This is a genomic window from Wolbachia endosymbiont (group A) of Acrocera orbiculus (assembly GCF_947250015.1).
Lineage (GTDB): Bacteria > Pseudomonadota > Alphaproteobacteria > Rickettsiales > Anaplasmataceae > Wolbachia > Wolbachia pipientis.
The window spans coordinates 1,268,816-1,283,006 of record NZ_OX366272.1 but is presented as its reverse complement, the minus strand read 5'-3'; the positions used below and the strand labels follow the sequence as shown (position 1 = coordinate 1,283,006).

General features: G+C 35.2%; 8 protein-coding genes and 1 pseudogene. 6 read left to right on the top strand and 3 right to left on the bottom strand.

Annotation, left to right across the window (positions count from 1 at the left end):
• Positions 1 to 8: 8 nt before the first annotated feature.
• The 5 genes from OOL03_RS06300 to rsmD all read left to right on the top strand — a co-directional run bounded on the left by OOL03_RS06300 (position 9) and on the right by rsmD (position 10,488).
• A complete protein-coding gene (locus OOL03_RS06300; RefSeq protein ID WP_264705365.1) occupies positions 9 to 2,393 on the top strand; it encodes a TrbL/VirB6 family protein in 2,385 nt (794 codons plus the stop codon).
• The gene (locus OOL03_RS06295) at positions 2,390 to 5,371 is read left to right on the top strand and encodes a TrbL/VirB6 family protein (RefSeq protein WP_264707326.1); all 2,982 of its coding nucleotides are present in this window, start codon (positions 2,390 to 2,392) and stop codon (positions 5,369 to 5,371) included. The genes OOL03_RS06300 and OOL03_RS06295 overlap by 4 nt, the downstream gene beginning before the upstream one ends.
• Before the next feature lie 89 nt (positions 5,372 to 5,460).
• The gene (locus OOL03_RS06290) at positions 5,461 to 9,195 is read left to right on the top strand and encodes a TrbL/VirB6 family protein (protein WP_264707325.1); all 3,735 of its coding nucleotides are present in this window, start codon (positions 5,461 to 5,463) and stop codon (positions 9,193 to 9,195) included.
• Positions 9,185 to 9,817: a WD_0853 family protein gene (locus tag OOL03_RS06285; protein ID WP_253303722.1), complete on the top strand. Its 633-nt coding sequence runs from the start codon at positions 9,185 to 9,187 to the stop codon at positions 9,815 to 9,817. The genes OOL03_RS06290 and OOL03_RS06285 overlap by 11 nt, the downstream gene beginning before the upstream one ends.
• Before the next feature lie 122 nt (positions 9,818 to 9,939).
• Positions 9,940 to 10,488, top strand: a complete 549-nt coding sequence (gene rsmD, locus OOL03_RS06280) for a 16S rRNA (guanine(966)-N(2))-methyltransferase RsmD (RefSeq protein WP_264707324.1) — start codon at positions 9,940 to 9,942, stop codon at positions 10,486 to 10,488.
• On the opposite strand, the pseudogene OOL03_RS06275 reads toward rsmD, so the two are convergent.
• The 3 genes and pseudogenes from OOL03_RS06275 to OOL03_RS06265 all read right to left on the bottom strand — a co-directional run.
• Positions 10,446 to 10,760: pseudogene (locus tag OOL03_RS06275) on the bottom strand (hypothetical protein); the annotation flags it as partial. The gene rsmD and the pseudogene OOL03_RS06275 sit on opposite strands and share 43 nt — an antisense overlap.
• A gap of 22 nt (positions 10,761 to 10,782) precedes the next feature.
• Positions 10,783 to 11,373 (bottom strand): COQ9 family protein, encoded by a 591-nt coding sequence (locus OOL03_RS06270; RefSeq protein WP_264707323.1) that lies wholly within the window; start codon positions 11,371 to 11,373, stop codon positions 10,783 to 10,785.
• A gap of 6 nt (positions 11,374 to 11,379) precedes the next feature.
• A complete protein-coding gene (locus OOL03_RS06265) occupies positions 11,380 to 12,933 on the bottom strand; it encodes a Mur ligase family protein (RefSeq protein WP_264707322.1) in 1,554 nt (517 codons plus the stop codon).
• 896 nt (positions 12,934 to 13,829) lie between these two features.
• Here OOL03_RS06265 and OOL03_RS06260 point away from each other — a divergent pair.
• Entirely contained in the window at positions 13,830 to 14,189 is a 360-nt protein-coding gene (locus tag OOL03_RS06260; protein ID WP_155969176.1) for a ferredoxin family 2Fe-2S iron-sulfur cluster binding protein, read from the top strand.
• Positions 14,190 to 14,191: the final 2 nt, after the last annotated feature.

The window sequence follows — 14,191 nt, the reverse complement described above, 5'->3', positions numbered from 1 at the left end:
TTGGATTTATGCTAAAATTTTTGCTGATAATACCGTTTTTTTTTCTGTCAGGCTGCGGGGAACATCACTGTATTAAGCCAGAAAATTTATCAGGTTTGCGTGAAAAACTAGATATAGTGTCAACAGAGCAGAAATGGGTTGATTCTGGTGTTAATATTTCAGATAGAATAAGAGTAACAGAGATTGATATAGTGCCTAGTAAGGTTAATTTTTGTCCTAAGCAGTATGCAGATTTTGCAATTGGGCCTGGGAGAAATGACGTTGCATTACCATTTGCACTTAAAAAAGGCGATACGATAAGCTTTAGTGTGATTGGAAGTAAAGTGTGTAAAGATAAAGAGAGTGAGACAAAAATCAGGTATTTGAAAATCGACGAAAAGTGTAGCGAGCAAGAAACGGAACATTTTGCACATGTTTTAAATCAAGAGAAATGCCAAGGTGGCAAGGATGGGATATGTCCTAATAAATATATAATAGGCGATGCGCAATGGTTGAGTGGAAGAGAGTACTGGTTTTCGAAGTTAGATCAAGATGAAAGAAAAAAGGAAATTGAAAATATTATTAACTCTATAAAACAAGGAGAGAATATAGATTGCAGCAAGCTTTCAGAGAGCAGTGCAAGTAAGATAGATACGCACATTTTAAATTCACTCTGTAGACGTATATGTAAATTTTCTTCTGGTCGTAGAGGCGAGGATTGCGTGTATATTGAATATAATAATATAGAAATTGAGCTATTCAATGCTTTAAATTCTAGTGGTGAATCTGTTGTTGCTGAAATTATTAGTAACGTATTAAAGGGAAAACAGGTAAAAACTGACATTACATTTCTAAAAGTTGGTATGGATAATGAAACTCTTGAACACATTCCAGGTGGTGGTTTATGTACTAGTTGTGATCATAAGATGGAGAATGACCATCAAATACCAAGTTTAACTTTTAGTCTATGTAGCAGAAATGACAAGAGCTGCTACAATACAAATGACAAAGGCGGGTTCAACATAAGAGTAACGAAGAACCATAGTCTGGAAAATAGCTTGTATATAAGTGTTTCCGATAAATTCCCTGAGCATAAGCCTGGTGAAAATCAAGCGGATATATCTGTAGATATCAGCAAAGTTCATGACATGGAAAACTTGAAAGGAAAATTAAAAGACAAAACAGGCACCATATATTACGGAATAAGAGACCATGGCTGCGATTACAAAAATGAAGGTCAGTTTAGTATTAACCTAACAACTAAAGAGCCACCTACAAAAACTTTTAGTGCAATATATAATTTCTTTGATGAAAAAGTGAAAACTGCATTTTTCGGCTCTAATTATAAAGACCCTAACGCAATTCACTCTGATACTAGTCCTGTGAAGTCTCTTTACGAAAGTTTTATAAAATCAAGCAGAACAAATACCATTAGATCTACTATAATATCACTATTAGTACTATATATAATCTTATATACTCTTTATTACTTTTTTGGATTAACTCATATTTCTATATATGAGTTTTTAATTATATGCGTAAAGATAGGAATCATCGCCCAGCTATTGCAGGATAATAGCTGGGACTTTTTTTATAACAACGCATTCTCTATATTTATTAACACTCCAAAACAACTAATAGAAATAGCAAATTTTAGAGGCACTACTTCAAATGTTTTTGAGTTTCTTGATTTGCCGCTCAATAGGTTCTTGTCATCGCATTCAGTATTGTTAATAGTATCTCTTATATTTTCTGGCCCTTTGGGCATTGTATCTTTTTGCTTGGTGATTTGGGGTTTAATCACAGTGAGCTTATCTATTTTTAATGCCTTATTTTCTTTTATTACATCTATAGCAATAGTTGCGTTATTACTTTCTTTAGCACCTATTTTTATTATTTGTCTTTTATTTGCGTATACTAGGCAGATGTTTCAAAACTGGGTTAAAAATTTAGCAAGATTTGCAATTCATCCAGTGGTCCTTTTAATTTTTATATCACTGATAAGTCAGGTTATGGATTATATTGTGTATTCAGTATTTGATTTTGAGGTCTGCTCTACATGTATACTTAATATTAACCTAAAGATTTTTAACCCTTGTATTTTTTATGGTTATGCTTCCAAATATACACCTAATATTACCGCTATGATGGCTTTTGTTATTTTGGGACACGCTATGAAAGCTTTAGTTGAAGCTTCTTCGGCAATATCTGACTCGTTGTTTGGTGCTTATGTAGCAAGCGAACCTGGAAGACAGTATCAACAAAGCTTAATGGGAACAGTAGGGTTAGATGAACAAAGCGTTCAAAGAAGAGAAAGAGGAGATGCCTCTCAACAGTCAGGTACGTCAAGACCTCAAATACCACAAGGGACTCAAAGGTCAACGCCTCAGATACCACAAGGAAGACAGCAATGATAAGTAAAAGATCACTATTGTTGATACTGTGTCTTGCAATCACTGGTTGTAATATGGATTGTGTCGAGCCTGGGTTGCAGAGCAAAAACACCAGCGTTAATGTGGATGTTCCAGTTCGTAAAGCCGATAAAATTCATTGGGTTGATTCTGGTCAGGTAATTAGTCAGGGTGAGAAAATCAAATTCACCCTCGATGGATCAGTAAATTTTTGCCCTTTTAAAGAAGACAAAAATCCAAGGAAAGTACTTGTGCCAGCTAGCTTTTGTGCTGATGGCTCAGAACCAAATTATAGTAAGGCTGCGGATATTAATAGTGTACCTAACAATTATGGTGTTAATGAAAGTAAAAACGAACTATGTGGTGGCAAAGGATTTGGCAGCAATAGACGTTATGTGGACACTGGAATTAAAGTAAATCCTGGTGACAAGTTAAGCTTCAGCTTAGTTCCCAGAAAAATAACAATTGATTACGACAATCCAGAAGGGAAAGGCATCAATTTTGATGACAATTGTTATAAAGCTGTAGAAAATGACCGTAAGGAAACTGTATATAAGAAAGCTACAGTGAGTGAAGTACATCAGGGGGGAGAGTTTTTTTGTGATGGTAAAGATGGTACAAAAAATAAAATACAATTTTTACCTCTTGATAAAACAAAAGCAAAGGAAAGCAAAGTGCTAGTTGGCAATGGGTATACCCCATATGATAATAAGGTGCATTTTAATAAAGGTTATATTCAAGACAACGAACCATGGGTATATGGTTCACTACTTGATTTACGCCGCGCTAAAATAGGATTGAACGAGTTATGTGATGGAAAAAACTGTAGTCTTGATGAGAGAAAAAAGTACTCCTCCTATGAGCTTAACTGTTACCATCAAAATATATGCTATACTGAGAAGGGTATATGGAACTATGGTTTAGGTCAAGCAGGAGAACGGAACTGTGTCTCCTCTATAAGGTATAAGAAGTACGATAAAGGAAATAAATGTGATATGTATTCTTATCTAGAAAAAATGGAAGGGAATGTTAAAGCAGGTAGTTTTACTGAAGATGATAAATCTTGGGCTGAGGCTCTTGTTGCAAAAATAAGCGATCCAGGTGATGCAAGTATTTCTGAAGGCAAGCGTAATGATATGAAGGGCGATGCTAAAGGTATTCAATGTCTTCCAAAAAGAGGAGAAGCAGGAAAGGAGAAAAATGATAAACTAGTATGCTCAAAAATCAGTGATAATTTTGAAGATTTTTCCTTAAAATTAAATCATGACTATCCAATAGGAAGTGTAACACCTGGTAGCAGTGTGATGCTTGCCATTGCAGATTATGGTCACTATGGAGCTAATAGAGGTGGGTACCATGTTAAAGTGACTAGATCATGTGAATATATTAATGGCGAAAAATTATATGTATATTTAGGTGATGAGCCACCTAAAGATTTGCATGGTGTGGGAACTAATGATTTTAAAGTGGTAGGAGTGAGAGAAAGAGTAAACGGAAAAGATGAGTACACCATATTAGATGTAATAAGCGGAGAACACTTTCAGAACGAAGAATCTAAGAAGATATATTTCGGCATCAATGTAAGCAACGTAGAGAGAGATGACATTACAGATAAAAATGGCAAATATTATGAAAATAATAAGTACACAGTAACTTTATTTGTTAAAAGAAAAATTAATGATTTTATTTCATCGAATGTAAACGGGGTATTTAAACTTATAAAAGAAGAAGTAATTGGGGACAGCGTTAAAGATTCATACAAAGGATATGCAAGAGGTCTTCTTCAAGGGGTAAGAGCTTTGCTTACTCTATACGTTATATTTACTATCGTTGGCTATATGCTTGGAACAATACAGCTAAGTAAATTTGATTTCATTGTAAGAATGTTCAAGATAGCATTTATAGCTTTTGCCTTTAGCGATAGAAGCTGGGAACTTTTTGGTACAACTTTATCCAGACTTTTTATAGATGGTAGCACTTATTTGGTTGATAGCTTTTCTGGCTATATAGGGGAAGGGGGGAGAAAATTTGCATTCTTAGACTTGACAGCAGGAGTATTATTCACAGCAGAAACTTGGTTAAAGTTTTTATCATTGATGCTCTCTGGTCCTTTTGGCTTTATTGCATTTTTGGCAATACTCTACGCTACTTTTATGTTCTTAAAATGCATTATTAGCGCTACGTTTAAATATGTAATATCTACTGTTCTAGTGGCGTTTTTACTGTCATTAACACCTTTATTTATCGTATTTATTCTATTTCAAAAGACTAAACCCTTGTTTGATAATTGGATAAAAACGTTGGCTCATGTTTCATTAGAACCAGTCATTTTATTTTCATTTTTATCTCTTTTAAATCAGTTGATGTATTCAGTTTTATATAACCTCACAAATTTTTCTGCATGCTATCAATGTTTAATTAGCGTAAATTTCTTATCGTATGATCTGTGCTTGATGAAATCAATACTGCCTCTTGGATACAGTCCTGGCACTAGCGTTGATGTTGCACTCAGTACCGGAGAAAGGGCTGGTGGACACTTTGCAGCATTACCTATAGACCTAATCCAGGCGTTTATATACCTCATTATTGCCGGTGCAATGGAAGCTTTTGTTTCTATATCGGAAACTATGGTACAAACACTATTTAGCTCTGGTTATGGAGTTACTGGCGGTGTTGGTACAGTTGCTAAGAGCGCATCGCAAGCTATGCTGTCAACCGTTGGCCTTGATGATAAGACCCAAAGTATGATACAGAGTATCAAGCAGAAAATGAGTAAAGATCGGGGAAAAATTGAGGCTAAATTACCTAACACGCCAAAGCAACCAGACAAAAAAGAAGATTCTAAAGGAAGTTCTGATAAAACAACGAGTGATAGACCTAAAACATTAAAACAATCAGATCAGCAAAAAAATTCTGATGAAACAATAAGAAGTGATCCTAGTGCTAAAGCTAAAAACAAGGAAGAAAATGAAGAGGAGTAAGATATAAATGATATTATGGAGTAACTAATTAAAAAGATATTTTAAGTAAAGTTTTAGAAATTTATTCTGTATTTGGAAAAAGTTTAGATATGCAATCACGTTTAGGCAAATGTTGGTTTAGGGTATTACTTCTTGCAGCTTATGTGCTGATCACAGGTTGTAGTAAAAACGATATGCCTTTTCCAAGGTGTATATCTGCTGACTATTTTGGTCCTAAACCTATTGCAGTAAGCGCTCATTTTTCAAGCGACCACGATGCGTTTATTCCAGGAGATGGAGAAGTTATTGATCCTGAAACTGGCGAAATTAATTATGGTTTTCACCATAACCAAGTGGTGAAGTGGGAGGATACCGGACTCGAAACCAATGGAGATAGTTTAAAAGTGCGAGTTAATGGTGCATGGACATCTTGGAGTAATAATAACAAGAAGGAATCTAAAAAAGGCAGTTATACCTTACAAAGCTTGGAGCAGTTAAAATATGCAACTAAATTTGAAGGCGAGCCAGGTGATAATAGTCTACCTGACTTTCACTTAGTTTGTAATGATTATAAACCTAGCATACAGAAGTTTTCAAGTAAGCCTAATGCAAGTTGCACTGTAAATTGCAAGTGCATTAATGAAGATGATAGTGCAAATACAGTATCACGTGGTGCTCCATGTTGGTTTACCAACGGTCATGGTGCTTATCTTTTGTTTCAAAGGCCTGGTGACGATAGTCCTAACAAAGATTTGAAATCTATGCGCAATCCTTCATCTCCTACTGTACATCTAGGTTACAACTCCGTGGCAGAGAATGGGAGCGGTCTTTTTGCTTTAGACAGAGATAGCACTAAATTAAAGGACAGGGATTGTGATACGGTGAAATTAGAAAAGGGATGGAAAATATATGTAAAAATATTAGATAGATATTACTTAGATAATGTAGGTGGCTACTCTTTTGAGTTCTTAAGTGGAGTGCAGCAGCCAAGTAGTTTTGGGTTTTTTGATTACATTTATAACTATCTAAAATGTGTATTATTGATTAACGAAAATTGCAAAGAACATTTTAATAGCAATGATCCTGCAGTTGCACAAGCTATGTTCGAAAATATAGCTGAAAAAAGTACGAGCTTTCACAATTTTGTTCTTTCCTTGCTTGTTCTATTTGTAATGATTTCATCGCTTCTTTATCTTTTTGGCATGATACGAGAAACTAAGCATGATATGCTCATCAGAATGATGAAAATCACTCTAGTAATAGTGCTTATATCTCCTGGAAGTTTTAGATTTTTCTATGATCATTTTCTTGTTTTATTCGTTAAAGGTCTTGAACAATTGATAAGTGTAATTACTAACTTTGCTCCCAACATGAACACCGGAAGTATTGCTCAAGGAGATGAAGCTAAGTTGTTTAGCTTCATGGAGGACATGTTCAATAAATTTTTTGCTTATTCTGTTTGGAAAAAGTTTGCAGCGTTTTTACATTACCAAATGTGGGCAAGCCTTCTTATGATACCGGCAATTTTCATAGGGATTGTACTATACTTCTTGTTGTGCTTGTATGCTTACATAATATTTCTCTCTGGCTTTATGGGTATAGCTTTTCTTATAGCTATCATGCCACTGTTTCTAATTTCTATTTTATTTTCACCGCTGAAAAGTCTATTTGAAGGTTGGATAAAATTCTGCATCAGTTTTTGTTTACAATCGATTATGATATTTACTCTCTTGTCATTGTTGGCTTCAATGGTAATGAACACCTTTTATAGACAACTAGGTTTTACTGTATGCTACAATAAATGGTTCGAGGTAAAGTTATGTGCTCCAAAATGGGTGTTTGGCGGTTTTTGTATCGTTGATAAGCAGTACTTTGGTTGGACCCCAGGGCAAATTTTTGTACCTTACACTCTTGGAGAAGCTTCTTCTCTTAACATAGATAAAAGTATAGAAGGTATAGAAAAGATAAGCAGAGAAGGTGGTACAATAAAATTTACTGGTGGTGCTGGATATATCCCGCTTCCACCAGATTACCCTAAAGATAAAAATGGTGAACATATAAAAGGGTTTCGTTATATAGATTATCCTTTCTTTAATCCAATTCCTGGAACTAAAGATAATCCAGCAGACCACTATATTGCAGAAAGTGATATGGTAGTTAGTAATGGCTGTAGTGAAAAAGATCTAGTGCGCTTAACAAATAGTTTATCTCATGCATCAGAGAGGGCTGACATTATATTACTGATCAACAATATAGAGAAAAGGATAGGTGATGTTAGTGAAATAATAAAACGCTACTGTCAAGATATAAATAAATGCAATAGTTATAGGGAAATAATTAATGAAATAAGATCTTTAGTGCGGAGTGCGGTAGAAAAACAAGGTTGTAGAATACTGAAACTTCATGATTTATATAAGGATCCCAACAGTGAATACTGTCAGAAATGTAAAGATTGTGAGGATTGCAAAAATTATCAAGAAAATAGCGATTACCAAAGGGTGCAAGACATACAGAGAGGTTATTTAATCAATGCAGGGGAAATCTTTGTGTTATTCTTGCTTTCATTTTTAATGTTCTCCTTACGCGAGTTCGTACAACAAATGGGCTCAAGTATAGCTGGTGGTGGATTCAGCGTTTACAATATATCTAGAATGTATGAAGCATCGCCTTTGGTTGGCATAATGGAAGGATTAAAACAGCATTATTGGCAAGACGCAATTGGTGGAAAACTAGAATCTTTAGGTAATTGGGCTACTCATTTACCGGATAGATTAGCCGGAGGTACAGCTAATCTACTGGGTAGGATACCAAGAGTTGGAGGAGTGCTGAAATACGCTATTGATGTGCCACGTAAATTTGTAGGTGCTACTATTGAAGCAACAAAATTTGCAACATCACCTAAAAATGACGTTGATAAACTTGAGGAAAAAATCTACAGGGCATTTGGAGTTGATAAGGAAGATATTACGCATAGAAGGATCGGTAAATATTTAGAATATTACAAAGGATATGTAGGATCACATTTGGGCTATACAATAGAAGATGCTATGAAGTTTACTTGGGAGCATGGTCTTGACTCTATAGGAAAGCATGGCTATGATCATAACCTACTCTATAGAGCAAAAGAATATAGGCGAGATTTCTTAGAGAAGCTTCATGATTACACTATCGGCCGTAAGAGAGAACCAGAAAAAGACAATCCTGATCAATCAAATAAGGTAGAACGAGAGTTAGGCACGGAACTAGTAAGAGATAACCATGATCAGCCACTAGAAGAAGGCGACCCTCTTCGACTACGAGGGGGAGGTCAGCCAGATAAGGTAGTACGAGAACTAAGCATAGAACAAGAAGACAAGCCTAATCAACTACAGCATGATCAGCCAAAAGAAGAAGATAAGCCTGATCAATCAAATGAAGTGACACGAAATTTAGGCACGGAACCAAAAGGTTCAGATGAAATTGATGATTTTGGATCTGCTTTTGAAGGTATGGAAAAACGTGCTGAAAGAGAAGGCAGAAGAAATCAAGATAAAGTTTACAACCTCTCACCACTTTTTGAAATGAACACTCCAGAAGCTGTAGAAAAACGTGCTGAAAGAGCTAGAAGAAAAGAAGAAAGAGATCGAAAAGACGAAGTTTATAATCTTAAGCCTTTATTTAAAGAACCAAAAAATCCAGAAGAGTACGTTAAGGCACTTTTTGAAATGAATACCCAGGAAGCTATAAAAAAACGTGCTGAAAGAGAGGAAAAAAGAAATCGAGAAGACAGTAAAAGGAAATTACCGGAACCAATGAGGAAACCAGATGCAAAAGGAGATGAGAAGAGGATTGAAGATGAAGACTAATAAAAATTTCAAAGGCCTTGATTATTATAAATTGCAGCAAGACAAAGATGGCAACATAAAGTTAAATGACTACGACGACATTTTAAATGCGCGTAGGGCAAGGGTAGACTTGTTGCGGGATAACACATCACTTGACAAGGATGTCAATTTTGCTAAATTGAATAAAGCTTTGAGTGAGAAATTTGTAGATAATCATGGTTTATTGTCTGAATTTGATAAGGAAGACAAAGAGATTGCACAAGAAAGGCTTAAGATGTCTAATATTTTAGACAATCTTGATAATCTTGCAAACATTAAAAGTGAAGAGCTATTAGAGGTTAGTTTATTGCTATCAGACCTTAGCTTCATAGAGAGAAATGTTGTACTAAATACCGATCAGAATTCTGATCTTACAGAGTTTAAAAGTCTATTTATCGAAAAAAAGGCATCTGGTAAAGAGTATAGTGAAGAAGAATGTAGAGGCTTTCTTGATAATATAGATAAAATCAATACTATAATTAAGTTAGAGTTAGAAAGCAGAATTGAAGGGCTAAATCATGATGAAAAAAATGATCATGATGATTTACAAGATGAGATTGGTCAAGCAATTAATGCAGCAGGCAAATCAGAAAAAGATAACTGATGAGTCTTGTGTTTGTGTTTTTCTTACAAGCGACTCGATAGCTTCTCTCTATTAAACTGCTAAAGCCATATTGACATTAATCATATAGTATAAATAATTAATTATTTTGGAGCTTATTTAATATGCTACGCATCATTGCAGGCAAATATCGCGGAAGAAAAATAACTACAGGTAAGCATTTAGCTGCACGGCCAACTATGAGTATTGTCCGAGAAGCAATATTTAATATGCTTTCCTCAAGGAAACCTATTTATAACTTGAATGTACTTGATTTATTTTGCGGAAGTGGCTCTTTTTCATTTGAAGCGCTTTCTCGCGGCGCTAAACATGCATTCATGGTGGATTCAGATTATTACAATTTGCAACTGCCTAAAAAAACAGTAGAAGATTTTGGAATTACGAACAATGTCACGCTAATTTGTTGTAGTGCTAACAAATTGCCACAACCTATTTCAAAGTGCGATGTAGTTTTTATAGACCCACCTTACAATAGCAATCTAGTTGAATCAACGTTGAATGGACTAGCTCACTCAGGCTGGTTAAGTGATGATGCATTGATAATTCTAGAGATTAGGAAAAACGAAGATTTTGAGTGCAATAAAAACTTCAGTATAATCTTGGAACGCACCTACGGTATAGCGAGAATAATTTTTCTTTCTCTATTAACTTGAACTTGCATATACTTTTCATTGATGAGTTCCAGTTCTATTTTCGTCAAGTTTCCGGAGAAATTACTTATTCTGTACTGCCCTAGATCAAAATTTTTATTAAATTCAGAGTCTATTAAATATTCATGTGCTTCTTCAATAAATTTATTTTCTTTTTCTTCGTAACTGGTGTATTTTGTTGTACCATTATTATCCTCACGATAAACTAAATGTTCTTTATGATCAGCATGAATATTTTTATTTTCACAAACCTTTTCAGGATCGTGCTCAAGTACTTTTCTACCAACAATCAATAGCTTATAAGAAATTTCCTATGATTCCTTTTAAGCGAGTTTTGAATTTTTGAAATGTCATGACATTGTTGATACGGTTATCAAGAAACGATAAAGTATCCACAAAATCTTCTGAATAATCATTGATAAAAAAAAGTATCGTACTTAAGTACACTCCAGCTAATATTGCTCTTTTTGTATAGTAGTTAAAATCTGTTGATTGGTCATGAATGCCATACCAAATCGCACTAATAGTTCTGTATAAAAGTTTACTAGAAAAATATGTATTTTTTGGTGATACGGAGAATAATAAAACATTTTTTAAAAGTTCTCTATAATTTGGTAGCTTAGCGTAATTTGAAAGGCGTATTTGAATGGCTAACTTTACTCGCTCTCGCACTTTCATATCTTCTAAATTAGAATTCCTTAGTTCAGCTTCCATTGAGCTATTTAAGTCCTCTGCTATGTGCTCCAAAGCGCTATATATTCCATTCTGAAATTTGCAAAAGCTATTAGCTAGATTAAGGTCAGTGCACACCTTTAATAGGGTTTCATCGCTTATCCCTTCAAATGGAATAACCCTAATTAGCTTATCTATTATTAACTTTTGTTCCACGCAACATCATACTAAACAGCATGTGTGATTGTACCTGAGATTTTCAAACATTCTACAAAATGCTTCACCACGTTCCTCGAAATTTTTCCATTGATCAAAAGAAGCACACGCGGGAGAAAGTAATATTGTTACTTCTTCTGTGCTATTTAAGGCCTCTTCAAAAGCCAATCTGAATGCATCTTCTAGATTGCAACATTTAACATAATCTACTTTATTCTCCATAACATTTGCAAAAGCTTCGGTTGATTTTCCAATAAGAAAAGCTTTTCTAACCCTTGTAAAATGCTTGCTTAATGATTCTATTCCACCTTTTTTGCTTCTTCCACCAACGATCCAATTTATGTTTTCATAAGATAAGATCGCCTTTTCGCTCGATTTTGCATTAGTTGCTTTGCTATCGTTCACGAAAAACACATTTCTTATTTTGCCAAGCAGTTCATTCCTATGCCTCAGTCCTGAAAAGGACTTGATTCCATTGATAATAGTGTTGCTATCTACTCCAAGTACCTTACATACGGCATATGTGGCTGCTATGTTTTCTGCGTTGGATATTAGGTTTATTTTCACGTCGCTTACTGATAAGCTATGATTCTCTAGTTTTAACGAGATCTTCTGGATCCCAGTGCCCCTTTTGTCATCCAAGTAGCTGACACTGGGATCCAGATAATTTCGATCTATACCAGTAATCTGTTCACTATAATCAAGCAAATTGTTACCTGCCAATGATATTAGATCTCTGGCACCACCCTCTGTCATCTGAGTAGTTGGCAATGGTTTTTCTTTTCTGGATTCCAGCGTCACGCGCTGGAATGACATCGGGGAATATGTTACTGAGATTGGAATTTTGTCTCCAGTGAATTTGTTGAATATATCAGCAGTAATCTCATTGTCACATCCTATTACGGCAACCTCACTACCGTTTATCAGTTTTAATTTAGTTGCTATGTAGTTCTCCATACTTCCATGCCTATCTATGTGATCTGGTGTAATATTGAGCAGTGCTGAAATGTCCACGTTAATTTCATTCATCAACTCCAATTGAAAAGAGGAGAGTTCGATTACATAAATTTCTGCATCTCTTTCTAGATCCAAAACAGGAACGCCTAAATTTCCACCAATAGCTACTTTTTTCCCTGCAGATTTTAATATGTGCCCTATTAGTGATGTAGTGGTTGATTTACCATTTGTTCCTGTGACGCCTATTACCTTCTGGTTCGTAGTTTTAGCTTCAAGAAATAGCTCAATGTCTGATTTTATTTTGCAATCAAATCTCCTTGCAAGTTTTACTATCCAATGTGGCTCTGTTGGCACTCCAGGGCTTAAAACCAATGCACTGATCTCATGCCAATTGTATTCCTTGGGATGAATAAAATTACATTTTTTATACATCATTTTTGCATTTGCTATTTGCTCTTCATGATCATCCCATGCATATATTCTTGCACCACTCTTTGTTAGAGCGTTAATGGCGGATAAACCAGTTTTACCAAGACCAAAAACCGCAACGTTTTGATTTTTGTATTTGTTTAGTTGCACTGCTAGATAACTTATGCGAACCATTTTATAAAGATATCGTACAAACTACAACAGACTTCTTGCATAGGTCACAACTGTCATTCAATAGAAACGAAAAAACTTACTTGACACCCTCCGCCAGTCCCCTTATCATGAAACTGAAGCTATTTATTTATCTTCTCTGTACAGATTAAATGACAAAAAAACTCACGTATCTGGCGTCTCATGTTTAATTTTTTGCACTATGTGCACCTTATGTCTTTATAAAATTTCTAGGTTTTTACCTAATATAAGCTAAAATGCGCTTATAAAGCATTTAAAACATAAAAAAACGCCAACTTAAAAAATGGATAGTGAATAATTAGCTACCCTAGGGTTTCTTTTGCCTTTTTTTCTGTTGAGTAAATTTCTTAATGTTTATAATTTAGATTAGTTGCGGCTTAAAAGCAACTGAATCGCGGTTATTAAACGTTTAGAATAAAAAAACGCCATACTTGAAAGTATAATGTAAGTAATTAGCCAACCACGGGGCTTCTTTTGCCTTTTTTTCATTTGGTAAATTTCTTAATATTTATGGCTAAACGACAATCGTCATCCCGCTGCTTGTTAGCGGGATCTCTTGTTAGCGGCTGAGATACCGCGAATGAATCGCGGTATGACGGTTAAGTGGGGTGTCATCCCAGTGTCAGCTACTCGGATGACAGGAGAAGGAGGCTACTTGCATGACACCATTCTTTTTTCTGGATCCAAGTAATCAGGGCACTGGGATGACAAGAAGAGGGCACTGCCGTCATAAAGGAACCAGTGTCAGCTACTCGGATGACAACAAAGAGCTACTTGGATAACAAGAAATATAGGCACTGGAATTGCAAAGAGTTTGCAAATATTAGTTATTACCTGTAGGATATAGAGAAATTAGTAAGGATTTTAATAGGAATAATATGCCATCTGTTACTTTTATTTTACCTGATGGGAGTAAGAAAAGTTATGAAGCTGCAGAGGGAGAAACTCTGCTCAATTTAGCCCATAGAAGTGATCCAGATCTGCTTGAAGGTGCATGTGAAGGCTCTCTTGCTTGTTCTACATGCCACGTGATTGTTGATCCAAAATCTTATGATGCTGTAGAAACGCATAATCCCATATCTGATGAGGAAAATGATATGTTAGACCTAGCTTTCGGCTTAACAGAGACATCAAGACTTGGGTGCCAAATAAAAATCACAAAAGATATCGACGGCTTGTGTGTAACCATACCAAGGGGTACAAGAAATATATCATTGGATAAACAGGGGAGTGATTAGCT

What these genes read in the sequence shown, in the direction of transcription:
- OOL03_RS06300 (WP_264705365.1), top strand. Translation starts at nt 9, where the DNA reads ATGCTAAAATTTTTGCTGATAATACCGTTTTTTTTTCTGTCAGGCTGC.
- OOL03_RS06295 (WP_264707326.1), top strand. Translation starts at nt 2,390, where the DNA reads ATGATAAGTAAAAGATCACTATTGTTGATACTGTGTCTTGCAATCACT.
- OOL03_RS06290 (WP_264707325.1), top strand. Translation starts at nt 5,461, where the DNA reads ATGCAATCACGTTTAGGCAAATGTTGGTTTAGGGTATTACTTCTTGCA.
- OOL03_RS06285 (WP_253303722.1), top strand. Translation starts at nt 9,185, where the DNA reads ATGAAGACTAATAAAAATTTCAAAGGCCTTGATTATTATAAATTGCAG.
- rsmD (WP_264707324.1), top strand. Translation starts at nt 9,940, where the DNA reads ATGCTACGCATCATTGCAGGCAAATATCGCGGAAGAAAAATAACTACA.
- OOL03_RS06265 (WP_264707322.1), bottom strand. Translation starts at nt 12,933, where the DNA reads ATGGTTCGCATAAGTTATCTAGCAGTGCAACTAAACAAATACAAAAAT.
- OOL03_RS06260 (WP_155969176.1), top strand. Translation starts at nt 13,830, where the DNA reads ATGCCATCTGTTACTTTTATTTTACCTGATGGGAGTAAGAAAAGTTAT.